The 20802-nt window shown below is 28.9% G+C and carries 29 protein-coding genes, 1 tRNA gene and 1 other annotated feature; of the genes, 8 read left to right on the top strand and 22 right to left on the bottom strand.

All coding sequences use genetic code 11. The features are described from left to right. Positions 1-369 precede the first annotated feature (369 nt). The 7 genes from Fi14EGH31_RS03805 to Fi14EGH31_RS03775 are packed head-to-tail and all read right to left on the bottom strand — an operon-like array spanning position 370 to position 5984. Entirely contained in the window at positions 370-1164 is a 795-nt protein-coding gene (locus tag Fi14EGH31_RS03805) for an HAD family hydrolase (RefSeq protein WP_200765157.1), read from the bottom strand. Positions 1165-1203: 39 nt separating this feature from the next. After that, positions 1204-2310, bottom strand: coding sequence for an SIS domain-containing protein (locus tag Fi14EGH31_RS03800; protein ID WP_200765156.1), 1107 nt, complete (start codon positions 2308-2310; stop codon positions 1204-1206). Next, a complete protein-coding gene (locus Fi14EGH31_RS03795) occupies positions 2310-3149 on the bottom strand; it encodes a PTS system mannose/fructose/sorbose family transporter subunit IID (protein WP_227359893.1) in 840 nt (279 codons plus the stop codon). Before Fi14EGH31_RS03795 ends, Fi14EGH31_RS03800 begins: the two co-directional genes overlap by 1 nt. Continuing rightward, on the bottom strand, positions 3149-3934 hold the full coding sequence (locus tag Fi14EGH31_RS03790) for a PTS mannose/fructose/sorbose/N-acetylgalactosamine transporter subunit IIC (RefSeq protein WP_200765155.1): 786 nt from the start codon (positions 3932-3934) through the stop codon (positions 3149-3151). Before Fi14EGH31_RS03790 ends, Fi14EGH31_RS03795 begins: the two co-directional genes overlap by 1 nt. A 14-nt stretch (positions 3935-3948) precedes the next feature. Then, on the bottom strand, positions 3949-4437 hold the full coding sequence (locus Fi14EGH31_RS03785) for a PTS sugar transporter subunit IIB (protein WP_117347333.1): 489 nt from the start codon (positions 4435-4437) through the stop codon (positions 3949-3951). Between the two features lie 14 nt (positions 4438-4451). After that, positions 4452-4889 carry a PTS sugar transporter subunit IIA gene (locus Fi14EGH31_RS03780; RefSeq protein WP_117347334.1) on the bottom strand — a complete coding sequence of 146 codons (438 nt, stop codon included), beginning with the start codon at positions 4887-4889 and terminating at the stop codon, positions 4452-4454. Positions 4890-4898: 9 nt separating this feature from the next. Beyond that, on the bottom strand, positions 4899-5984 hold the full coding sequence (locus tag Fi14EGH31_RS03775; RefSeq protein ID WP_117347335.1) for an SIS domain-containing protein: 1086 nt from the start codon (positions 5982-5984) through the stop codon (positions 4899-4901). Positions 5985-6230: 246 nt separating this feature from the next. On the opposite strand from Fi14EGH31_RS03775, the gene Fi14EGH31_RS03770 reads away from it, so the two are divergent. Continuing rightward, on the top strand, positions 6231-6938 hold the full coding sequence (locus tag Fi14EGH31_RS03770) for a hypothetical protein (RefSeq protein ID WP_200765407.1): 708 nt from the start codon (positions 6231-6233) through the stop codon (positions 6936-6938). Between the two features lie 67 nt (positions 6939-7005). Here Fi14EGH31_RS03770 and Fi14EGH31_RS03765 read toward each other — a convergent pair whose 3' ends face one another. The 3 genes from Fi14EGH31_RS03765 to Fi14EGH31_RS03755 are packed head-to-tail and all read right to left on the bottom strand — an operon-like array spanning position 7006 to position 9160. Next, complete coding sequence (locus Fi14EGH31_RS03765) at positions 7006-7776, bottom strand: HAD family hydrolase (protein ID WP_200765154.1); 771 nt, start codon at positions 7774-7776, stop codon at positions 7006-7008. Between the two features lie 2 nt (positions 7777-7778). Beyond that, on the bottom strand, positions 7779-8495 hold the full coding sequence (locus Fi14EGH31_RS03760) for a TrmH family RNA methyltransferase (protein WP_022001884.1): 717 nt from the start codon (positions 8493-8495) through the stop codon (positions 7779-7781). Next, positions 8492-9160, bottom strand: a complete 669-nt coding sequence (locus tag Fi14EGH31_RS03755; protein WP_117575098.1) for a M48 family metallopeptidase — start codon at positions 9158-9160, stop codon at positions 8492-8494. The genes Fi14EGH31_RS03760 and Fi14EGH31_RS03755 overlap by 4 nt, the downstream gene beginning before the upstream one ends. A 46-nt stretch (positions 9161-9206) precedes the next feature. On the opposite strand from Fi14EGH31_RS03755, the gene sspI reads away from it, so the two are divergent. Beyond that, complete coding sequence (gene sspI, locus Fi14EGH31_RS03750; protein ID WP_022001886.1) at positions 9207-9401, top strand: small acid-soluble spore protein SspI; 195 nt, start codon at positions 9207-9209, stop codon at positions 9399-9401. 4 nt (positions 9402-9405) lie between these two features. Here sspI and Fi14EGH31_RS03745 read toward each other — a convergent pair whose 3' ends face one another. Both Fi14EGH31_RS03745 and Fi14EGH31_RS03740 read right to left on the bottom strand, forming a co-directional pair. Beyond that, the gene (locus tag Fi14EGH31_RS03745; protein WP_200765153.1) at positions 9406-9861 is read right to left on the bottom strand and encodes a hypothetical protein; all 456 of its coding nucleotides are present in this window, start codon (positions 9859-9861) and stop codon (positions 9406-9408) included. Further along, positions 9854-10687 carry a hypothetical protein gene (locus Fi14EGH31_RS03740; RefSeq protein WP_107030591.1) on the bottom strand — a complete coding sequence of 278 codons (834 nt, stop codon included), beginning with the start codon at positions 10685-10687 and terminating at the stop codon, positions 9854-9856. Before Fi14EGH31_RS03740 ends, Fi14EGH31_RS03745 begins: the two co-directional genes overlap by 8 nt. Positions 10688-10775: 88 nt before the next feature. On the opposite strand from Fi14EGH31_RS03740, the gene Fi14EGH31_RS15250 reads away from it, so the two are divergent. Together Fi14EGH31_RS15250 and Fi14EGH31_RS03730 are read left to right on the top strand one after the other, a co-directional pair. After that, positions 10776-11441 carry a tetratricopeptide repeat protein gene (locus Fi14EGH31_RS15250; protein ID WP_234697824.1) on the top strand — a complete coding sequence of 222 codons (666 nt, stop codon included), beginning with the start codon at positions 10776-10778 and terminating at the stop codon, positions 11439-11441. Continuing rightward, positions 11441-12079: a DUF1287 domain-containing protein gene (locus Fi14EGH31_RS03730; protein WP_118573687.1), complete on the top strand. Its 639-nt coding sequence runs from the start codon at positions 11441-11443 to the stop codon at positions 12077-12079. Before Fi14EGH31_RS15250 ends, Fi14EGH31_RS03730 begins: the two co-directional genes overlap by 1 nt. 20 nt (positions 12080-12099) lie before the next feature. Here Fi14EGH31_RS03730 and aroF read toward each other — a convergent pair whose 3' ends face one another. From aroF to Fi14EGH31_RS03700, 6 genes are all read right to left on the bottom strand, one after another. Beyond that, positions 12100-13116: a 3-deoxy-7-phosphoheptulonate synthase gene (gene aroF, locus Fi14EGH31_RS03725; protein ID WP_200765152.1), complete on the bottom strand. Its 1017-nt coding sequence runs from the start codon at positions 13114-13116 to the stop codon at positions 12100-12102. Positions 13117-13154: 38 nt separating this feature from the next. Further along, positions 13155-13388, bottom strand: a binding site (T-box leader). A gap of 29 nt (positions 13389-13417) precedes the next feature. After that, complete coding sequence (locus tag Fi14EGH31_RS03720) at positions 13418-14083, bottom strand: HAD family hydrolase (RefSeq protein ID WP_022000929.1); 666 nt, start codon at positions 14081-14083, stop codon at positions 13418-13420. Positions 14084-14255: 172 nt separating this feature from the next. Beyond that, entirely contained in the window at positions 14256-14825 is a 570-nt protein-coding gene (locus tag Fi14EGH31_RS03715; RefSeq protein WP_117829199.1) for a histidine phosphatase family protein, read from the bottom strand. Positions 14826-14836: 11 nt separating this feature from the next. Continuing rightward, positions 14837-15700 carry a hypothetical protein gene (locus tag Fi14EGH31_RS03710; RefSeq protein ID WP_117829198.1) on the bottom strand — a complete coding sequence of 288 codons (864 nt, stop codon included), beginning with the start codon at positions 15698-15700 and terminating at the stop codon, positions 14837-14839. 73 nt (positions 15701-15773) lie between these two features. Next, entirely contained in the window at positions 15774-15947 is a 174-nt protein-coding gene (locus tag Fi14EGH31_RS03705) for a 4Fe-4S binding protein (RefSeq protein WP_107030655.1), read from the bottom strand. Positions 15948-16018: 71 nt separating this feature from the next. After that, entirely contained in the window at positions 16019-16546 is a 528-nt protein-coding gene (locus tag Fi14EGH31_RS03700; protein WP_117829197.1) for a histidine phosphatase family protein, read from the bottom strand. Positions 16547-16631: 85 nt separating this feature from the next. On the opposite strand from Fi14EGH31_RS03700, the gene Fi14EGH31_RS03695 reads away from it, so the two are divergent. The 4 genes from Fi14EGH31_RS03695 (at position 16632) to Fi14EGH31_RS03680 (ending at position 19577) form a co-directional block, all read left to right on the top strand. Next, complete coding sequence (locus Fi14EGH31_RS03695; RefSeq protein ID WP_022001257.1) at positions 16632-18038, top strand: amidophosphoribosyltransferase; 1407 nt, start codon at positions 16632-16634, stop codon at positions 18036-18038. Positions 18039-18128: 90 nt separating this feature from the next. After that, positions 18129-19058: an aspartate carbamoyltransferase gene (gene pyrB, locus Fi14EGH31_RS03690; protein ID WP_234697823.1), complete on the top strand. Its 930-nt coding sequence runs from the start codon at positions 18129-18131 to the stop codon at positions 19056-19058. Next, the gene (locus Fi14EGH31_RS03685; RefSeq protein WP_107030658.1) at positions 19058-19480 is read left to right on the top strand and encodes an aspartate carbamoyltransferase regulatory subunit; all 423 of its coding nucleotides are present in this window, start codon (positions 19058-19060) and stop codon (positions 19478-19480) included. The genes pyrB and Fi14EGH31_RS03685 overlap by 1 nt, the downstream gene beginning before the upstream one ends. 21 nt (positions 19481-19501) lie before the next feature. Then, positions 19502-19577, top strand: a tRNA-Thr gene (locus Fi14EGH31_RS03680). A 55-nt stretch (positions 19578-19632) separates the two neighbouring features. On the opposite strand, the gene Fi14EGH31_RS15245 is transcribed toward Fi14EGH31_RS03680, so the two are convergent. The 4 genes from Fi14EGH31_RS15245 to Fi14EGH31_RS15525 form a co-directional block, all read right to left on the bottom strand. Next, positions 19633-20046: a PD-(D/E)XK nuclease domain-containing protein gene (locus tag Fi14EGH31_RS15245; protein WP_022000721.1), complete on the bottom strand. Its 414-nt coding sequence runs from the start codon at positions 20044-20046 to the stop codon at positions 19633-19635. Between the two features lie 21 nt (positions 20047-20067). Continuing rightward, the gene (locus Fi14EGH31_RS15240; RefSeq protein ID WP_230312801.1) at positions 20068-20211 is read right to left on the bottom strand and encodes a hypothetical protein; all 144 of its coding nucleotides are present in this window, start codon (positions 20209-20211) and stop codon (positions 20068-20070) included. 120 nt (positions 20212-20331) lie between these two features. Next, the gene (locus Fi14EGH31_RS15530) at positions 20332-20466 is read right to left on the bottom strand and encodes a hypothetical protein (protein WP_267905644.1); all 135 of its coding nucleotides are present in this window, start codon (positions 20464-20466) and stop codon (positions 20332-20334) included. A gap of 54 nt (positions 20467-20520) precedes the next feature. Beyond that, on the bottom strand, positions 20521-20799 hold the full coding sequence (locus Fi14EGH31_RS15525; RefSeq protein ID WP_267905643.1) for an AAA family ATPase: 279 nt from the start codon (positions 20797-20799) through the stop codon (positions 20521-20523). Positions 20800-20802 lie beyond the last annotated feature (3 nt).

Raw genomic sequence — 20802 nt, 5'->3', positions numbered from 1 at the left:
ATCCATTCCATAAGAACACGATGATAATAATAAAACTTTCAAACAAAATCAAGTATATTTCTCAAATTCAATATGATAAAATCGTTTTTTTGAATTTTAATCATCTTTAATGCCCAAACTGTCATTCCAATGGTTTAATCATTCATGCCTACTATGACCGCCATATCAATATCTTTGATTGAAATCACACCATCAGGGTATTAAGACTCAAATATCCTTCCTGTAATTCTACCCACGCTGTCTTGATTGAAGACATGGTCCTTACTCTGTTGCTTCTTTTGATATCATCGTTGATATTTTAAACAATGATGATTTTTTATCATCTCTCACACCTTTTTTATGTGCGTTATGAATGTTTCAAAAGTTATTTTAACACTTTCCTTTTAAAATTTCTTTTATCTTTAAAATAACGCCATCATTTTCATTACTATCAATCACTTGATAAGCAACCTCTTTAACAGGTGGCATGGCATTAGCCATCGCATAACTATATTTTACAGTTTGTAACATTTCATAATCATTCATTTGATCGCCAAAGGCTCCTGCTTCTTCTGGTTTAATCTTTAAGATTTCTAAAAGATGTGTTAAAGTTGTTCCTTTATTCACATCTTTATAAAAGATATCAAACCAAACATTACCTGTTGTTACTAATTTTAAATGTGGTTTTAGTTGTTTTTGAATCTTTTCAATTCTTTGTTCCATTTGATCATCAAAGCTTGCGATAGAGAATTTTAAGATATCATCTTCAATATCATCATAGCTTTCTACAAATTGAACATTTTTCATAAACAATGAAATAAAATCTTTTTTATCTGCAAAGCTTTTAGAAATATAAGCATGCTTGTCTCCTGAAACGACTAGCATACATTCTTGATCTTCTTTTAAAATATCTAGAACTTCTTGAGCATCTTGTTTTTCTAAAGCTTTTTTATAAAGTGTTTTTCCTTGATAAACAATCTTTGTACCATTTTCACAAAGATAATAAAGATCATTTTTTATTTCTTCATCAAATTTACAAGCAAGGGCTTCATATTGATTGCCTGAAGCAATTACAAATTGAATTCCTTGTTTTAACATTTGTTTATATAAATCATTAAATTCATCATTGTAGGCTTTATCATCTCTTAGAAATGTTCCATCCATATCTGTTGCAAGTAATTTCATTTTAAAACCTCTATTTATACATTTTTCTTTTAATTCGCGTTATTTCTTATATTGGTCTCTTAATCCGTCAAGTTTTTTACTTCCAATTCGTGCATGAAATTGTGGATCTTTTGGAATATCTGGATTAATTCCCAAATCTTGTGGTGCTAAACAAGCTAAAACTTGCATTGGAATAATGTATTCCCAAGGAGAAAATAATGGATCTTCAACAAATTCAACAATGCAATCATTTTTATTTTGGTTTTCAATCTCTTCTGGTGATGCAATCAAATAATTATGAGGTGTCCATTCTTTTAATATTTCTATAAGTTTCAAAGTACGTGGTTTATAATCACCTTTAGAAGCAAGATAAAAGATATGTGCACTTTCTGTAATAGAATTGTAAATTCCATGGAAAAATTCTTCAATATCATATCCTGTTACACCTTGGCGCACAGTTTCTAAAACTTTTAAAGCACCTTCTAAAACATCTGCATAATTACCATCATATCCTACAACGATAATTCTTTTTGCCGGTAAGAACTCATCTTTGATTCTTCCATACCATTTTGTAGCTGCATCTACAACTAATGGCATATTATGAATTACATTAAACATTCTTTCTTTATAGAGTTTGAATTTTTCTTCTTTTAAAATTCCTTTAATAATAGCAAGTTCACTTAGCATCATCATCAACGTTACGGTTGTTCCAGCATATCCTTTAGTTTTTGCACCGCATTTTTCATTTCCAACTTCAATTCTTGTTTGAGTTTGTGCATGTTCAAAAATCAAAGCAGTAGGATTTTCTGAAACAGATGCTGTCATCAAGCCTCGTTTTGAAGCTGCATCTAATCCCTCAACTGTCGATAAACTTTGTCCACCTTGTGACATACCAATGACTAATGTATTTTTATTAAATACTTTTTCACTTCTAGAAAATTGTGTAGGATACATACAAAAAACTTTTATATTTAAGATTTCTTCTAAATAATTTTTTGCAGATAATCCAGCATGATATGATGTTCCAGAACCAATCACATAGATTTGATCAATCTTTTTATCCTTATATTCATTTACAAATTCTTGAACTATTTCTTTTCTATTATTAATAATATATGTTAGAACACCCGGTGTTTCACATATATAATCATACATATTTGTTTTCATTATAAAATACCAAAGAAAGATAATACAATACCAAGGATTAAGATTCCCCATAATAATGTAGTACTTTTCATTCCTTTTTCTAATAATGCATAAATAATAAATGTAAATCCTAATGGTAAGAAACCTTTAATAATACCATCAAAAATATCTTGTAAAACAATTTTTGTTCCATTTAGTTTAAATACAAATGGTGTTGTAATTGTAACCATGGAAGCACACATAGATCCAACTACAATAAGACCAAGTATTTTAGCAACTTCAGTTAATACTGCAACCATACCACCTTCATTCATACTTGCTAAAAATCCAACTCCACTTTTATAACCAATTTTCAACCCAAAATAACGAACAATCAAATGTGGAACATTATAAATCAATAAGAATAAGATAGCTCCTAAAATGCTTCCTTTAGCAGCTAGACTTGTCCCAATACCTGCACCAATAATTCTAAATGTTCCCCAGAAAAAAGAATCACCAATTCCAGCAAGCGGACCCATCAAAGCAGCTTTTACAGCATTAATTGATTCCTCATCAACTTCTTCGCCTTTATCTTTAGCTTTTTTAAATTTTTCTTCCATGGCAATTGCCGCACCAGCAATAAAACTGACAACTGCAGGAGTCGTATTAAAAATAGCTAAATGTCTTTTTAAAGCATCTGAAATATCTTTTTTATTCTTATATAACTTTTTTAATGCTGGAATCATCATGTAAGCAAAACCAACATTTTGCATACGTTCAAAACAAAAACATGCTTGCAAAGGAAATGTTCGCCAAAATGTTTTTCTATATACATCTGGTGTCATAACCGTATCTTGAGTTTCGAGTTCTTTATTTTCCATTATAATTCTCCTCCTAAATCATCAGAGATCATATCAACAGAATTGTTATGATTCTTATTAGAGATTGTATATTGATAAATTGTATAAGCTATTGCAGTTCCAACAACAGCTGCTCCCACTGTATTAACAGAGAATAATGCTGTCATCGCCCATCCAATAAAGAAAAATGCCGCATTTTTCTTATCAAATAATAATTGCATTAAAATTGCAATACCTAAAGCTGGTAACATACCACTTGCTGCATTTAACCCATCTGTGACAAATTGAGGAATCATTTTAACAAATGCACCAATAACTGAAGATCCTAAAAATGCGCCTAAAAATACTAATAAGAAATAACTTACAAAAAATAAAATTGCGCCTCTCCATAAAGCTTTATCAATTCCAGAAAAATCCGCATTTTCAGCAGCTTTATCTGCCATATGTACAAAATAACCATTAGCAGTTCTTACAAAAATACCCACCAATTGTCCTAATGTAGCAATCGGTAAAGCTAAAGCAACCGCTGCTGAGACATCTAACTTAGATACAATTGCAAATGCTGTTGCCAAAATTGCACCAGAAACTGTATCAGGTGGTGTAGCAGAACCAATTCCAACAATTCCCATCATAATTAATTCTAACGAACCGCCAACAATAATCCCTGTTTTAAAATCACCTAAAATCAAACCTACAATTGGACCTAATACTAATGGACGATCTAACATCCACATACCGCCAATTCTACTATCCCATATTCCAATACCACCTAACAAACCAAGTAGTAAAGCATGAACTATACTCATTATTATTCCCCTTTCTATTTATTAAATTTATCTTTAATTTCTTCTGTACTTAATTTTTGGGAAGTAGGAACAGATTGCATAAAAACATGATATCCTTCTTTTTCAAGTTCATCCATAACATGAATATCATTTTTACTCATATATGAATTCATATCTATTTGTTTTTTACCCTCTCCATTTCTAAGTCCACCTAATAAAATATCTTTAATTGCTCCATTAGTTTGTTCACACACAAATTTTGCATCATTCAAATCTTTAGTAATGACCATAATTTTACGCATTGCATGTTTTGGATTATTAATAACATTAACCGCTCCTTGTAAAGATTTCATTGAAAGTGTTACTCCTGATGGTGTAGCTAATCTAAATGCAACTTGCATATCTTTATCAGTAATTAAATGATTATTAGCTACTAAAATAACATCCACCTTATAATGGCGTGTCCAAGATACAGCAACTTGTCCATGTAATAACCTATCATCTACTCTTAATACTTCTATCATTTTTTATCCCCCTTTTATAAATCATCATCGTCTGATAATTCATCATTACAACTTATAACATCATTAACTAAATAGATTCCCTTTTGTGATTCTTCAATCGCATCTCTAATTTTATTTTTATTATCTTCATCATCTTGTGAAAGTGATAAAAAAGATAAACTCATTACTAATCCTAAATTCATGCCAGTTACAACATAAAGCAACTTGTTATCTGAAATTCTTTGAATAGCTGTTTGTGTTGTACTTCCTCCAGGAATATCAGTAACAACAATAACTGGTTGATTATCATCAAACGATTGAATCATTACATCTAAGTTATTTTTAATTTCTTGAATATTTTGATCCAATAAAATATTTAAAACTTTAAAATGATTTTCTCCAATAATAAGTTTACAAGAATCTGCTAATCCTGTTGCCAGTTGTCCATGCGAAAACAAAATAATGTTTGCCATTTAATTCACCTATCCTTCTTTTAAATAACTATTCATTTTAAAATGAAATTGTGGATCACTTGGTATATTACAATCAATCCCTAAATCTAATGAAAGTTTTCTAGCTAGTACTTGCATTGGAACAATGTATTGCAATACAGCAAATTCTTGATCATCTGTAAACGGAAAAACTAAATCCTTTGAATTATTTGTGTTTTCATGTGTAATCAAGAAATTGTGACTATGTCTTTCTTCTTCAAAATATCTTTTCAATCTTAGAATACGATCATAATATTGACCCTTTGAGCATACATATAACATATAAGTATCTTCATCAATGCAATGATAAATACCATGCATAAACTCTTCTAACTCAAAACCTTGAACACTATATCGCACTGCTTCACAAATTTTTAATGTTCCTTCCATCATATCCGCTAAACAATTATCATAACCAATGACATATAAACGACGGCATTTCATTAAATCATTTCTATTTTGTAAATACCATTTTGACGTAGCTTCAGCAATATCTGGAATTGCATCCGCACTTGCTTGCATTCTTCTTAAATAATCATCAAATTCATCTTGTGTGATTTTTTCTTGCCTTAACGCAACCTTTAAAGCAAAAATCATAAATGTTACAATTGATCCAATATACCCTTTTGTTTTTGGGCCTGCTTTTTCTTCCCCGATATCAACATATAGTTTTACATCACCATGATGTTCAACCGGTCTTCCTTTTTCAGCAGTCATCGCAATTGTTCCAAAACCATTTGCCTTTGCTTTATCCAACCCCGCAATTGTTGATGCCGACATTCCCGCATGTGAAAGTCCCATAACTAAAGTATTTTTGTTGAAAATTCTTTCATCTTTAAATACAATAGGATATGAAGCAAATACTTTCATTTGTAATACTTTTTCCATTAAATTTTTTGCAGCTAATGCAGCATGATAAGATGTACCAGATCCTATCACATAAATTTGTTCATAGTTGCCATTAAAAAAGTATTCAATAGCATCATGAAAGATTTCTTCATGGTTAGAAATAATATTTCTAACCGCTTTTTTTGATTCTAATATGTATTGATACATATCTCCGTAATCTCTTTTCATTCCGTTTCTCCTTTCTTATTTGTATATACATTTTATTATACATATATACATATGTCAATGCTTTTTATTAAATTAATAATTATTTATCATAGAAGCTACTTTTTATTGTTATTTTCATTCAAAAAGCGCTTACAAATTTTATCATTAATATTTACTTTTCACTAATAAATATTGACTCTCAGATAAAAAAGTACAATACATTAAACAGATAATTTTATCTAAAAAAATAATCATTTAGTATTGTTATTGAGGATAAGTTTCATTGAAAAGGAAAAGAATATAAATAAAAGAAAATTAGTTTTAGAAGCATTACTTGCATTATCCTTAACTACACTTTTATCTACAGTTGTTTATGCAGAAAAAACACATCAACCAGAAGGAAATACTGTAATTTCAGAGAAAGATAAGCCTTCTATTACTTTAGCTATGGATAAATGGGCTGGAGAAAATGATATTGTTTTAAATGTTCAATCAAAAAAGAACACAACAATTAAATTATTGGAAATGTATGTTTGGGATGATTCAACATCTTTAGGTGGAATTTATGTAGAACCCAAAATTGATCTTGACGAAAACGGAAACGGTACAATTACTTTCAAAAATGATGATTTAAAAAATGTAAAAACATTAATCGGTTCTAATGACCCACTCGATTGGATAAAAATCAAACAAATTGAAATGTATTTTGTTTTTTGTCTAGATGAAACAGAAATCTATGACTCTAAGTCTGCATGTATTCCTGTAGAGATTTCAAAAACACCAGCTCCAGTAGAAACAGAAAAGCCAAAAACAACTGAAACAGTAAAAAAAGAAACAAAAGCCACTACTAAAAACACACAATCCAAGGCTGTAAAAACAGGTGATAATACAAATATTACCCTTTATACTTCACTACTTATTATAAGTGTTATTATTGTTGCAGGAACAACTGTTTTACGAAAAAAGAAAAGTTAATTTAATCAAAAGAATCCTATAAACAATAAATCCAGAAGTCATTCTTCTGGATTTACTTCTATTAATTTTATTTTTCATCAAGCACTTTTTCATGATAAAGTGCTTTTAAAATACCCTCTTGATCAAAATTATCCGTAATATAAGTTGCCTTTTCTTTTAAAACATCAACAGCATTACCCATCGCAATACCATGACCTACTTCTCTAAACATTGCTTGATCATTATAACCATCACCAAAAGCATAAGCATTATCTTTATCAAGATGGAAATAATCTAATAAATAAGCAATCGCACTCCCTTTATCAAATTCAATCGTTGAACAATCACAAGAACCCATTCCACCATGATCATTAATAATTAAATCTTCTTTAAAGAGTTCAACCATTGTTTGATAATGTTCTTGATTTTGATAAAACATATCAAATGTATAAAACTCCCCTTCTAAAGAATCAACGAGACGTTCAATCCCATATTCCTTTTCTAAATTAACTTCTTGTTTTTGATCCAAATGATATTTTAAAGCTTTATCATCACTAACAAACATCGCCCCTAGTTTTCCTTGATCAAGCTTATGTACATAATAATCTAATTGTTCCTTCGTAAATGCTCTACTATAAAGCTTCTTTCCTTCATAAAGAATATAGCGTCCATTACAGCTAATAATCCCACTTACAAGATTACCGAATAAACGACTTGCATAAAAAGGTGCTCTTCCCGTACAAATAAAAGTCTTATATCCTTTTTCTTTTAATAAATGCAGTGCTTTTAAATTTGATTCTGTAATAACACCATGTTGTCCTAGTGTCCCGTCAATGTCAAAAAATAATATCTTATCCATATCTATTCTCCTTGAAAATGATACATCATAACACTTCCTGCCACAGCCACATTTAATGATTCAATGGTTGTAATTGGAATATAGGCAATTTGATCACAAATGTCGATAATTTCTTTTTCCATCCCATTCCCTTCATTTCCTAAAACATAAGCCATTTTTTCTTGTTTTTTAATTTCATGAATAGGCCTTCCATTTTCTAAAGCACTGCCTACAACACAGACACCTTTTTCTTTTAAAGCAGGAATAATTTCTTTTAAATCCCCATAAAGACAAGAAAGATGGAAGTGTGCTCCTTGCATTGATCGCAGTAATTTATCATTATAAAGATCCACACATTCATTAGATAAAATCACTTGATCTATGCCAAAAGCAAGTGCTGTACGAATAAGTGTTCCAATATTTCCAGGATCTTGTAGATAATCTAAAATCAAATATCTTTTTCCATCAACTAATTTCTTATCTTTTTGAATAAAACATCTTGCCATAATAGGTTGAGGTGTTTTAGTAAAAGCAAGTTTTTCCATAATTTCTTTAGATACCACCAAATTTTCTACACCTAAATCAACCGGTTCAGTTGAAATAATCAAATCTGTTTGTTTAGCTTTAATTGCTTCCTCTACTAAATGATTTGTTTCTACTAAATAATAATCTTTTCGATATTTCTTTTGTTTTAATTTTAATAATTCTTTAACCGTTTTATTTTGCATTGACGTAATCATATACCCACATCCTTTAATAATCTTTCTCTTTCTTTATAATCTGGCATTCTTTTTTCTATTTCATGATAGAATGCTTTTGAATGATTTGCTTCAAGAAAATGACAAAGTTCATGAACAATAACATAATCAATTAAAGCATAATCAATATGTGCTAATACTAAATTAAAGCACACTCTATTTTTTTGATAAAAACAAGCACCCCATCTTCTTTTCATTTTCTTAATTTGAATTTCAGGAAAAACATGATGAAAGCTCGTACTTAAATAAAAATCTATTCTTTCTTTTAAATAATTCATCAATTCTTGTTTTAAAAACATTTCAATGGTTGCTTGGATATTTTTTGAGTAAACATAGATTTGACGATCATGAATGGCACATTTTTTGATATTCATATCTTTTAAAACAATTTGATATTTTTGATTAAACAAATAAACATAACCATCTTCTTGATAGTTATATTTAGGAACATATCCTTTTATTTGTTCAAGTATTTCTTCTTGATGATTTCTAATCAATTTTTCTATTTCACTTTGAGAAAACAGCGGTGAACAACGAATCACCACTTCTCCTTTTTCTACTCTTAAATAACAATTCTTAATTCTTTTATAATGAATTTTATAAACAATTTCTTGTTGATCTAAAATAATTATTTTAGTTTCTACCATGTATATTTTTCTCCTTTTTGGGTCACTCTTTTTAAGGAGTGATAAAATGGATATTCGACAAGCTATATTTCAAAGACTACATGCTTGTTCAAGTAGTGAACTTAAAGAGATTATTGAAAGTGGTATTGCTTCTAAAGAAGAAACCGTCTTACCAGGGCTTGGTGTTCTTTTTGAAACTTATTATAATTCTTTAAGCTCAAAAGATGAATTACTTGACAGTCTTAGTCATTTATTAAAATAGACTCTTAGAGTCTATTTTTATATATTTGTTTCAATGAACGTAAAATCATAAATCCAAACATCAAATAAGCATCTATATGAAATAATGTTGGCAATTGAACAATTTGTATAATAACAAGTAAAATAGCCATGATTACATATATCATCCATGAGATTGAATAATTATGTTCATGATACATAAATTTTAATGTTTGATAATAATTTTCATCATACCAATCATTAATGATTTTAAACAATTCAAAAAGCAAATAATTAAAAATCCATAATAAACAAAAATACATTAATGTAAAAATATTATTAAAAAAGATGTATGGTATTGTTGCTGGAAAGGATATTTGATAATAATTCGATAAATCCAAACTAAATGTAAAAAGTGTAATTAAAAAAGTCATGATTCCATTTCTTGCAAGATATAAAACAATAAAATCTTTTTTTAATTTTAAGTATCTTTCTTTATTCATACAAACCACCATTTTCCTTTGAAAAGTTTAATTTGAAAACATAACTTTTTTGACTTTGATCTTTTGATAAAATAATAACAACACTTAATTTTTTCTTTTTTAAAGATCCTTGATTTAAATCATGGTTATATGTTTGATAGATTTTTTGATTAACAATTTCTTTAGTCTTTCCATTTATTTTTTTAAATACAACATAATTCTTATCATTTTTATCATTTAATTTATTACTTTTTAAATAACGATATTCTAATGAAATATTTGGATATTTCTTCAATAAATCTTCATCTGTAGACGTTAAATACCCAAGCCTCATAAAATCATCACTGATACATGCATTTTCTACTTTAAATGTTTTTGAAGAACATGATAATTTTTCAACTTGTTTTAATTTTAAAGTATGTTGATAAACCGTCTTTTGATTATCATCTTTGATGATTAACTGAACATTTTTAATTTCTTTTATATTTTTTAAATCTTCCTTATTTTCTAAAGAATAACTTCCACCCTCTAAATATTTTAAAGAATAATCAATATGTTGTTTTCTATTTATTTGAATTATGACATCAATATCTTGTCCGTCTACAAGAGAATCGATTTTTCCTAAAACAAGTGTCCCATCTCCACAATGATAATTTGATTGATCTTTATAAAGCTCATAATCCTGTAAAGTAAAGCCTTGATGATTTAATGATAAAAAATAATCATAATACGTTTTTGTATTATATGTATGAAAAGAAAAATTATCATACATTGTTAGTAAAGAAACAAAAACGATTATCAGGCATAAACATGTAATAATTAAATTTGATTTATGTTTTTGATCCATATTTTCTCACCACAACTATTATACACAATAGTTTTGTTTTTACCAAATATGACATAATATGATATGATTTAAAAAAGGAGGATTTCTCATGGAAAAAGAAATATTATTAAAAGAAATAGAAAATACAAATCATTTAAATGAGCTTTATCAATTATGGAATGAATTTAAAGCTTATCTTGAAAATCAACCAAGTTTATTGGAACTTGGTCAACTCTTTGGATTTAATTATCATCTTCAAGAAAAATTCAATCAATTAAGTCAACTTTTTATTCAAGAAAAGAAATATCAAGAAAGTATAGAATTTCATCAAGATTTTATGAATTATTTTAAAGATGATAAGTATCTTTGCCCTTTTTATAAAAACTTAGCTTTATCTTATTTTTATCAAGATAATGATCAAGGAATTTCATATTTTCAAGAATTACTTGAACGTTACCCTTATGATTATGAAATTATGGATGCTTATTTTTCGTGTCTTTATAAACAAAATAACTTACAAGAATTAAAAAATATGATTCAAAAACATTTACCTCTATCTATCGAATATAATATTGAAACAGAAAATATTATTCATCATGTCATTGAGCTTTTTAAAGCAATAAATGAAGAAGAACTTGCTTTACAATATGCTCAAATTGAAAAGCAACAAAATGATTTTGGTAAGAAAAAACCAACAAAAGTCATCAAAGTGGGGCGTAATGATCCTTGCCCTTGTGGAAGTGGTAAAAAATATAAAAAATGTTGTGGTAAATAATGAAGAAGTTCTTTCTTATTTTTATACCGATCATTTTGATTCTTACTTACATTTTTTATCAAAGTGATCTTTTACCTCATCCAAAATATACAAATGATGATTTTGGTATTCAAACTTATAAAAGCATAAATGATCAAGATCATGATGGTATTGACGATCAAAGTGATATTGTACAAAACGTTAGAAAATATATTGAAACAAAGCCTCAATACAAAAGTAAGTATTATCAAGGTGGTTACCCAACAGACCATTATGGAGTATGTAGTGATGTTGTCGCTTTTGGCTTATTGAATGCAGGTTATGATCTACAAATTCTTGTAGATCAAGATATTAGAGAAAATCCTCAAAGTTATCAAGTTGAGCATCCAGATAAAAATATTGATTTTCGACGAGTAAGAAATTTAAATGTTTATTTTAAAAGACACGCCCTATCTTTGACTCTCGATATTTATGATTTAGATAAATGGCAAGGTGGCGATATTGTTATCTTTAAAAAACATATTGGTATTGTTTCTAATTATCGAAATAAAAAGGGAATCACTTTCGTGATTCACCATGCTTATCCTCATCAACTTTATTATGAAGAAGATATTTTAGAAAAAAGAAATGACATTATAGGTCATTATCGTATTTCTTAGTACCACCAATGGTGGTACTTTTATATTTCTTTACCAACAGCATCAGCAATTGGTTTTAGTTCTTTCATCAATTGTTCAAATTTGGCTGGTTTTAATGATTGTGGTCCATCACATAATGCTTTTTCTGGATTATTATGCACTTCGATCATTAATCCATCACATCCTGCTGCGACTGCTGCTTTTGCCATTGGATTGACTAACCACCATTTTCCTCCAGCATGACTTGGATCGATAATGATTGGTAAGTGTGTCAATTCTTTGATTACTGGGACTGCTTGTAAGTCTAATGTATTTCTTGTGTATGATTCAAATGTTCTCACTCCTCTTTCACATAGGATGACATTTGGATTCCCACTTGCCATGATATATTCTGCTGACATGATCCATTCTTGGAATGTTGCACTCAACCCTCTTTTTAACAAGATTGGTTTCTTTGTTGCTTTCCCGACTTTCTTTAACAAGTCGAAGTTTTGCATGTTTCTTGCTCCAATTTGAATCAAGTCTACTTTTTCAATGAATTCATCTAAGTATTCTGCATCCATCAATTCTGATACGATTGGTAATCCTGTTGCTTCTTTAGCTGCTACTAGAATATCTAACCCTGCTGATCCCATTCCTTGGAAAGCATATGGTGATGTTCTTGGTTTGAACGCTCCACCTCTTAATAGATTAGCTCCTGCTGCTTTGGCTGCTTTAGCGATTTCAATCACTTGTTCCTTGCTTTCTACTGAACATGGTCCTGCGATCACTGCTAGATGTCCTCCACCAATTTTAACGCCACCGACATCGATAACTGAGTCTTCTGGATGGAAAGCTCTATTAGCTAATTTATATGGTTCTGATACATGCATGACCTTTTCTACAGCTGGATCAACTTCAATCGATTCTGGATCTACTTTTGTTGTATCCCCAATGAGTCCCATTATTGTTTGATTTTCTCCTTTTGAAACATGAACTTGTAGTCCTTTTTCTTCAATAGTTTTTTCAATTCTTGTCACATCTTCAGTTATAGCTTCTTGTTTTAATACAATAATCATTTTCTTTTTCCTCCTTTATAAACAAAAAAACTCATCCTATAAAGGACGAGCTCTATTCCCGTGGTACCACCTTTTTTTCACCTAAAGGTCACCCTTTAAGCCTCATCAAGTACAATCATACTCTCATCATGTAACGGTGATCACCGGAGATGCCTACTCAATTCAACATTCTACTCATAGCTGTATTCACAAATGACGCCAAATCTTTTTCCACCAACCAAAGACTCTCTATATTTTAATCATTTGTTACTATGTCTACTCACTGTATTTATGCTTATTCTACTTGACATTGTTTCCTGTGTCAATCATTATTTAACTTCTTAACCACCTCTAATAATTCTTCATCACTATAAACAACAAAATCAATAAAAGAAGTATCCTTTTCTTGTTTTTGATGATTATACCAAATCGTCTTTACTCCTGCTTGATAAGCTCCCATCATATCTATTTCATAACCATCTCCTACATAGTAACTATCATTTCCTTGAATTAATTCAAAGATTTCTTTTTGTGGTTTTTGATAACCTACTTTTTCTGAAATTATAATAGGAAAATCAATGATTGGAAATAATGAATTAATTTTATTCATTTGTGTTTTTTCTTTTCCATTAGTAATAATACCATAAGAAATATTCTTTTCTTTTAGGTAGTTAAAAAGTTCTTTCATTGTAGAAGATAATGTTAAATGTGCTTGTTGATCTTCATAGACTTTTTGAAAATCAAGTGCTTGTTGATTTGTAATGAATTGATGAAAATCTTTAAAAGCATTCTTTAAACGATAAATAGATAATTCGTCTTTTGTGATTAATTTATTTAAATATTTTGGGTAAATTTCATTACTATAGATTCTACTTTGTTTCCATAAAGCATATATATCAAGATCTTCATGAAATACTTTTTGATAAGCTTTATAAAAAGGATCATATAAACGATAAAGTGTATCGTCTAAATCAAAATAAATAACCATAACTCCTCCTAAAAGAAAAAACAGGTCACCCTGTTTCTTCTTGGTTGGTTCTCTTTTTATATTATGACAAGTGGAAAGTAAGTTTATATGAAGTAGCCAACCTCTACTATTTTCCTCACATTTATTTTACCTCTTTTGATTTAAAAAGTCTACTTTTTATCAATATTTTTTATTATGGTCGAATAATTTCAACAAACTTAAAAGTATCATTTTCAAATGTAAAATGTAATATACAACAATTAGTAAAGCCTCCACTTTTTAATATTTCTTCAGGATCAATAACAGTGGATAGAAAACACATACAAGCACCAGCATGTGAAAGAGCAAGAACTGTTTGATGATCTTCTTTATCCATCACATCTGTAAGTGTTTCTTTTAATCTTTTTTGTACATCTTCTTTTCTTTCTCCACCATAATGTGGAAATAAATCATCATAACCAAAATCATCAAAATTAGGGTTTAAATCTTCACTTTCTCCTTCAAACATTCCAAAGTTTCTTTCTTTTAAACCTTTTAATCTTTTATAATATTGATCACCAATAATAAGTTCAATCGTATCACAACATCTTTCAGAAGTACTACTATAATAATGATCGAAAGAAATACCCTTCAAATTTTCTTTAGCCTTTAAAGCTTGTTGCTTACCAAGTTCTGTAAGTGGTGAATCACACCATCCTTGTATTTTTCTTCTTACATTAAATAAGGTTTGTCCATGTCTCATTAAATATAAATCTTTTTTCATATTCATACTCCTTATCCAAAAATTTCTTTAATAACTTCTAACAAGTCCTTTTGTTCCTCATTCATTGGTATACAAGTATTAATTTCTTGATAATATTTTTTCAACAAATCATTATTTCCTATTTGTTGTAAAGTAGTCATCACTTTATAATAAAGCATAAATCTAAATTGCGGATACTCTTTACAAATATTTTTCATTTCTTGATCTAAACAATCTGGATCATCTTTAATAAGTGTACTTAATAAATCCATACGTATTTCCGTATATCTTAAAGAAAGTCCATATTCTTTTTGTAATTCTTTAATTAGATCATAGATTTCTTTTAATAACTTAGAATCAACTTCAACATAAGCAAGATCTTGAAATACACGTGTAAAGAATTGTTCTAAATCTATTCCATAAGGATTAAAAGTATTTTGTAAATCTTGATTTTTTTCATGATTCATTTTAATAAGTCTTTTTATAATATTTTTTGTTTTATTTAACAAATCTAAATAATCATGATCTTTTTGAATAAGTTCTAATAAATCATTCGCTATATAGTTTTTATCAGCTACTTGATGAATATCTTCAAAATGTTCAATTACTTTAACAATATAATAAACAAGGGCATCATCATCAAATACTTCATTTTTTTCGCCTAATTGATCTAATTGTTGATCATATTTTTCATCAAAATGTGCAATTGTTTCATCTGTATTAAAACATTGATGATAAAAATCAAGAACTTCTTTATATCGAATATCAATATTGTTATTATTTAGTTCTTTTTCTATCATATGATAAGTTAAATTTTGAAAAAGTTTTTGTTTTTCATTTAAATAAGTTTGATTATCTTTATATTCATTTTTTAATGTATGTATTGTTGTCTTCATAAAAAACCTCCACCGTTATTTTATCATATAAAGCAAAAATAAAAAGAAGATATTTCTATCTTCTTCATCATTATTATTCAGCTGGTGAAATAGCTTCTACTGGACAAGTTCCAACACATGCTTGACAACCAATGCATGTATCTTTGTCACATTCCATTTTACCATCATCATCAAAAGCTAAAGCTTCTACTGGACAAACACCAGCACATGCTCCACATCCGATGCAAGTATCTTTATCTACGTTCATATTTAACTCTCCTTTTCCTTTTTTCCTATAATTAGTATAACACTTTCCACTTTTCAGTCAATACAAAGTCACTATTTTTCATAGCTTTGAATACAACAATTTTCGGGTAACCATGTCATTAATTCTTCATTTGTCATATCATGAAAATAACTATGAATGACACGCACGATACCTCCATGACAAACAACTAAAATGTTTTTATCAGGATATTTATTTTCAAGTTCTTCTAAAAAACTATACACACGATGGACTACTTGAAATAAAGATTCTCCGCCTGGATAATGGAGTCCATGATTTTGTTTATAATATTGAAATTCTTCATTATTAACAATTCCTTCAAATTTGCCAAAATTGATTTCTTGAATTCTAGAATCTATTTTAATTTCTAATTGATGATTTTCATTTATGATTTTTGCAGTTTCATGTGCTCTTTGAAGTGGTGAAGCAAAAATCATATCTAATGAAATATCTTTTAATTGTTCACTGGCCATTTTAGCTTGTTGCTTTCCTAAAGATGTTAATTCAACATCCGAAATGCCACAAACTTTATTATCAATGTTATAATCTGTTTGACCATGTCTTACTATATATAATTTCATTTTTTTATGTCCTTTATCTTCATTTTGTTTTATGTTATCATATTTTTGGTATTTTGAGAACAAATGAAAAAGGAGAAAATTACATATGGGTGGTATGTTTGGCGTTGTCAGTCGTAAAGACTGTGTCACTGATTTGTTTTTTGGTATTGATTATCATTCTCATTTAGGAACAAAAAAAGGTGGGATTGCAGTTTATGGAGAAAACGGTTTTAACCGTGCAATTCATAATATTTCAAATTCACCATTTAGAACTAAGTTTGAAAATGATATTAAAGAAATGTCTGGAAAAATGGGGATTGGTTGTATTTCAGACAATGAACCTCAACCTCTTTTAATAAATTGTCGTTTAGGTAGTTATGCAATTGTTTCTGTAGGTAGAGTTGCAAATATGGAAGAATTAATTCAAGATGCTTTTGATAATGGGCATACTCATTTTTTAGAGATGTCTGGGGGCGAAGTCAATCAAACTGAATTAATTGCTGCAATGATCAATCAAAAGGATACTTATGTTGATGGAATTATCAATGTTTTAAGAAAAGTAAAAGGTTCTATTTCTTTTATGTTGATGACAAAAGATGGTTTGTATTTAGTACGTGATAAATTAGGAAGAACTCCATTAAATATTGGTAAGGGTGAAAATGGATTCTGTGCTTCGTTTGAAAGTCATGCTTATATCAATTTAGGCTATTCTTTATATAAAGAATTAGGACCTGGTGAAGTTTGTTTTATGACCAGTGAAGAAGTGAAAACACTTGTAGAAGCCAATGATAAAATGAAAATTTGTTCATTTTTATGGGTATACTATGGTTATCCAACAAGTTGTTATGAAGGACGTAATGTTGAAGAAATGCGTTATGAATGTGGTCGTTTAATGGCTCAAAGAGATGATATTAAAGATATTGATCTTGTAGCAGGTGTTCCTGATAGTGGAATTGCCCATGCGATTGGTTATTCAAATGAATCACATATTCAATATGGAAGACCTTTTATTAAATACACACCTACGTGGCCACGTTCATTTATGCCACAAATTCAAGCAGATCGTAATTTAATTGCAAAAATGAAATTAATTCCAATTGCGAGCTTGATTAAAGGAAAATCATTATTATTAATTGATGATTCAATTGTTCGTGGAACACAACTAAGAGATACAACTGAATATTTATATAATTCTGGAGCAAGAGCAGTCCATATCAGACCTGCTTGTCCTCCAATTATGTATGGATGTCCTTACTTAAACTTTTCAAGAAGTACAAGTGATATGGATTTAATTACACGTCGTGTTATTAAAAAACGTGAAGGAGAAAATGATATCAATATGTTAGAAACATATAGTGATCCAGATACTCCTGAATATAATGCAATGGTAGAAGAAATCCGTAAAGAACTTAATTTTACTTCTTTACGTTTTAATCGTTTGGATGATATGCTTCAAGCTATTGGACTTGATAGTGATAAGATCTGTACTTATTGTTTTAATGGTAAAAAATAATACGGAAAGAAAATTTCCGTATTTTTTTAAAATATATTTAATAGCTTTCTAAGGAGTGCTATAATATTGAAGGAAAAAAAGGAGACTATTATGAAATATTTAATTGACCCAATGGATTTAAGTGTAGAAGAAATTGATGAACTAATTGATATTGCGAATGATATTATTAAAGATCGTACACGCTATCAAGATGTTTGTCGTCACAAAATTCTAGCTACACTCTTTTTTGAACCAAGTACACGTACAAGACTTTCTTTTGAATCAGCTATGTTATCACTTGGTGGAAGTGTTTTAGGTTTTTCAAGTGCAAGCAATACAAGCGCTTCTAAAGGTGAAAGTGTTAGTGATACTATTAGTGTTGTTTCAAGCTATTGTGATATTATTGCAATGCGTCATCCAAAAGAAGGAGCACCTCTTGTTGCTACAAGAAAAAGTACAGTACCTTTAATCAATGCTGGAGATGGTGGTCATAACCATCCAACGCAAACTTTAACTGATTTACTTACTATTTATAGAGAAAAAGGTAGATTAGATAATCTAACAATTGGATTTTGTGGGGATTTAAAATTCGGACGTACAGTTCATTCTCTTACAAAAGCAATGTCACGTTATAAAAATATTAAATTCGTGTTTATTGCACCACCTGAACTTAAAATTCCTGAATATTTAAAACATGATTTATTAGATGCTAAGAATTTAGATTATAAAGAAGTTGAAACGATTGAAGAAGTTGTTGAAGAGTTAGATATTCTTTATATGACACGTGTGCAAAAAGAAAGATTCTTCAATGAACAAGACTATATTCGTTTAAAAGATACATATATTTTAGATTTAAAGAAATTAGAAAAATCAAAATCTGATTTAATCGTTATGCACCCATTACCTCGTGTTAATGAAATTGCTATTGAGGTCGATGATGATTCAAGAGCTAAGTATTTTGATCAAGTTCAAAACGGACGTTTTATGCGTATGGCACTTATTTTAAAAATGTTAGGATTGGAAAATGAGGTAGAAAAATAATGAAGATAGATAGTATTAAAAACGGAATTGTTTTAGATCATATTACTGCTGGCAAATCTTTAGAAGTTTATAAAGCACTAGGATTAGATAAATTAGATTGTAGCGTTGCTATTATTAAAAACGTTAAATCTAATAAAATGGGTAAAAAAGATATTTTAAAAATAGATGAAGAATTTGCATTAGATTTTGATGTTTTAGGATATTTAGATCCTAATATTACTGTTTGTATTATTAAAGATGGTAAACTTGTTGAAAAGAAAAAATTGCAACTTCCTCAAAAAATCATTAATGTAGAAAAATGTAAAAATCCTCGTTGTATTACATCAGTAGAACAAGGATTAGATCATGTTTTTTATCTAGCAAATAAAGATAAACGTATTTATCGTTGTCTTTATTGTGAAACAAAAGTTGAAAAAAAATAGAAGCTTTGCTTCTATTTCTATGCTGGAGTAGCTCCAACGGTAGAGCAACTGACTCGTAACCAGTAGGCTGTGGGTTCAAATCCCATCTCCAGCACCATTATCAAAATCAACAGTCGTTGATTTTTTTTATACTCACCTTATTATTACAAACATCAAATATAAACCTTTTCTTCCCATTTCATCATGACATCTTTTCCATGATGGGCTAAGCCTATATAAATCACTTTTCCTTTTAAATCATAATCATATCTTCTATCTTTGATTTGTTGAATAGCTTCATTTGATAATTTATCCAATGCTTTTTCAAAATCTTTTTTATCTTCTTTGAAATACTTAAATTCAATAATAAACGATGTTTTCTTTTCATCATGAGCCTGGATAATGAGATCACATCTTCCTTTACCTTCTTCTCGATTATAAATAACTTTATAGTTATCTGATAGACATAAACACATTCCTAACATCATCATATGATAACTGTTTTCATTATTTAAATCATGATAGCTTGGAATCATTAATACATTTTGATAATTTTTGAAAAAATCATTTTTGTTTTCAGCAATCAAATTGTCAACAATGCGATCATATTATCCATTGTTCATTCCTAGTTGATGTTCCGTTAATCTTATAAAATATCTTCTTACCTCATAATTTGGTATCGCAATTCTAAACTTTTCTTTTTTTGGATCAATTGCTTTTACTACTGTTAAATATCCAGCACTTACAAACATCCCCCACAAGTTAGGTGTATTTGCCACTTCATAAAAGCTTGTTTGAAGGACAACTCTTGTTTCTAGATAGTTATTCTTTATAAGTTTTTCATATTGTTTTTTAAAGTCGTAGTCTGCTTTTTATATAGCTTGTTTAAGCATTGTATTAGCACTCGTATTGACCCAATAAGGAACAAGTACTTTTCTTCTTACATAATTTAAAATAGACCATGGATTATAGATTTCTTTATCTCCCATTTTATAGCCATCATACATTTCTTTGACTTCTTCATCTAATTCTAAATCATAATATTCTAACAGTTCTTTGGTTTATTCTATACTGAATTCAAAATATTCACTATAATCATTATCAATTACTGTATACACATCTAAATTATTTAAATCACTGAAAATATTTTCTTTAGCCACTCTTTGGATTCCTGTAAGCATCGCATATTTTAAGCTGGTTGATGTTTTAAGAGAATTATGAAGCAATCCTGCAGGTCCTCCTCTTACTTCATCATAGAACCCTCCTGTATGTGCTTCTACAAATGGTGTATCATATTCATCTATGAATACCATAACTTCTTTTCCATAATAATCTTCCATTCT

The organism is Faecalibacillus intestinalis, assembly GCF_015097455.1.
Classification (GTDB): Bacteria; Bacillota_I; Bacilli_A; order Erysipelotrichales; family Coprobacillaceae; genus Faecalibacillus; species Faecalibacillus intestinalis.
Note: the sequence above shows the minus strand (reverse complement) of the source record. Positions and strands in the feature narration are given on the sequence as shown.

Coding starts and splice junctions, on each gene's coding strand:
- Fi14EGH31_RS03805 (WP_200765157.1), bottom strand. CDS start 1,164: ATGAAATTACTTGCAACAGATATGGATGGAACATTTCTAAGAGATGAT.
- Fi14EGH31_RS03800 (WP_200765156.1), bottom strand. CDS start 2,310: ATGAAAACAAATATGTATGATTATATATGTGAAACACCGGGTGTTCTA.
- Fi14EGH31_RS03795 (WP_227359893.1), bottom strand. CDS start 3,149: ATGGAAAATAAAGAACTCGAAACTCAAGATACGGTTATGACACCAGAT.
- Fi14EGH31_RS03790 (WP_200765155.1), bottom strand. CDS start 3,934: ATGAGTATAGTTCATGCTTTACTACTTGGTTTGTTAGGTGGTATTGGA.
- Fi14EGH31_RS03785 (WP_117347333.1), bottom strand. CDS start 4,437: ATGATAGAAGTATTAAGAGTAGATGATAGGTTATTACATGGACAAGTT.
- Fi14EGH31_RS03780 (WP_117347334.1), bottom strand. CDS start 4,889: ATGGCAAACATTATTTTGTTTTCGCATGGACAACTGGCAACAGGATTA.
- Fi14EGH31_RS03775 (WP_117347335.1), bottom strand. CDS start 5,984: ATGAAAAGAGATTACGGAGATATGTATCAATACATATTAGAATCAAAA.
- Fi14EGH31_RS03765 (WP_200765154.1), bottom strand. CDS start 7,776: ATGGATAAGATATTATTTTTTGACATTGACGGGACACTAGGACAACAT.
- Fi14EGH31_RS03760 (WP_022001884.1), bottom strand. CDS start 8,495: ATGATTACGTCAATGCAAAATAAAACGGTTAAAGAATTATTAAAATTA.
- Fi14EGH31_RS03755 (WP_117575098.1), bottom strand. CDS start 9,160: ATGGTAGAAACTAAAATAATTATTTTAGATCAACAAGAAATTGTTTAT.
- sspI (WP_022001886.1), top strand. CDS start 9,207: ATGGATATTCGACAAGCTATATTTCAAAGACTACATGCTTGTTCAAGT.
- Fi14EGH31_RS03745 (WP_200765153.1), bottom strand. CDS start 9,861: ATGAATAAAGAAAGATACTTAAAATTAAAAAAAGATTTTATTGTTTTA.
- Fi14EGH31_RS03740 (WP_107030591.1), bottom strand. CDS start 10,687: ATGGATCAAAAACATAAATCAAATTTAATTATTACATGTTTATGCCTG.
- Fi14EGH31_RS15250 (WP_234697824.1), top strand. CDS start 10,776: ATGGAAAAAGAAATATTATTAAAAGAAATAGAAAATACAAATCATTTA.
- Fi14EGH31_RS03730 (WP_118573687.1), top strand. CDS start 11,441: ATGAAGAAGTTCTTTCTTATTTTTATACCGATCATTTTGATTCTTACT.
- aroF (WP_200765152.1), bottom strand. CDS start 13,116: ATGATTATTGTATTAAAACAAGAAGCTATAACTGAAGATGTGACAAGA.
- Fi14EGH31_RS03720 (WP_022000929.1), bottom strand. CDS start 14,083: ATGGTTATTTATTTTGATTTAGACGATACACTTTATCGTTTATATGAT.
- Fi14EGH31_RS03715 (WP_117829199.1), bottom strand. CDS start 14,825: ATGAAAAAAGATTTATATTTAATGAGACATGGACAAACCTTATTTAAT.
- Fi14EGH31_RS03710 (WP_117829198.1), bottom strand. CDS start 15,700: ATGAAGACAACAATACATACATTAAAAAATGAATATAAAGATAATCAA.
- Fi14EGH31_RS03705 (WP_107030655.1), bottom strand. CDS start 15,947: ATGAACGTAGATAAAGATACTTGCATCGGATGTGGAGCATGTGCTGGT.
- Fi14EGH31_RS03700 (WP_117829197.1), bottom strand. CDS start 16,546: ATGAAATTATATATAGTAAGACATGGTCAAACAGATTATAACATTGAT.
- Fi14EGH31_RS03695 (WP_022001257.1), top strand. CDS start 16,632: ATGGGTGGTATGTTTGGCGTTGTCAGTCGTAAAGACTGTGTCACTGAT.
- pyrB (WP_234697823.1), top strand. CDS start 18,129: ATGAAATATTTAATTGACCCAATGGATTTAAGTGTAGAAGAAATTGAT.
- Fi14EGH31_RS03685 (WP_107030658.1), top strand. CDS start 19,058: ATGAAGATAGATAGTATTAAAAACGGAATTGTTTTAGATCATATTACT.
- Fi14EGH31_RS15240 (WP_230312801.1), bottom strand. CDS start 20,211: ATGTTTGTAAGTGCTGGATATTTAACAGTAGTAAAAGCAATTGATCCA.
- Fi14EGH31_RS15530 (WP_267905644.1), bottom strand. CDS start 20,466: ATGTATGATGGCTATAAAATGGGAGATAAAGAAATCTATAATCCATGG.
- Fi14EGH31_RS15525 (WP_267905643.1), bottom strand. CDS start 20,799: ATGGAAGATTATTATGGAAAAGAAGTTATGGTATTCATAGATGAATAT.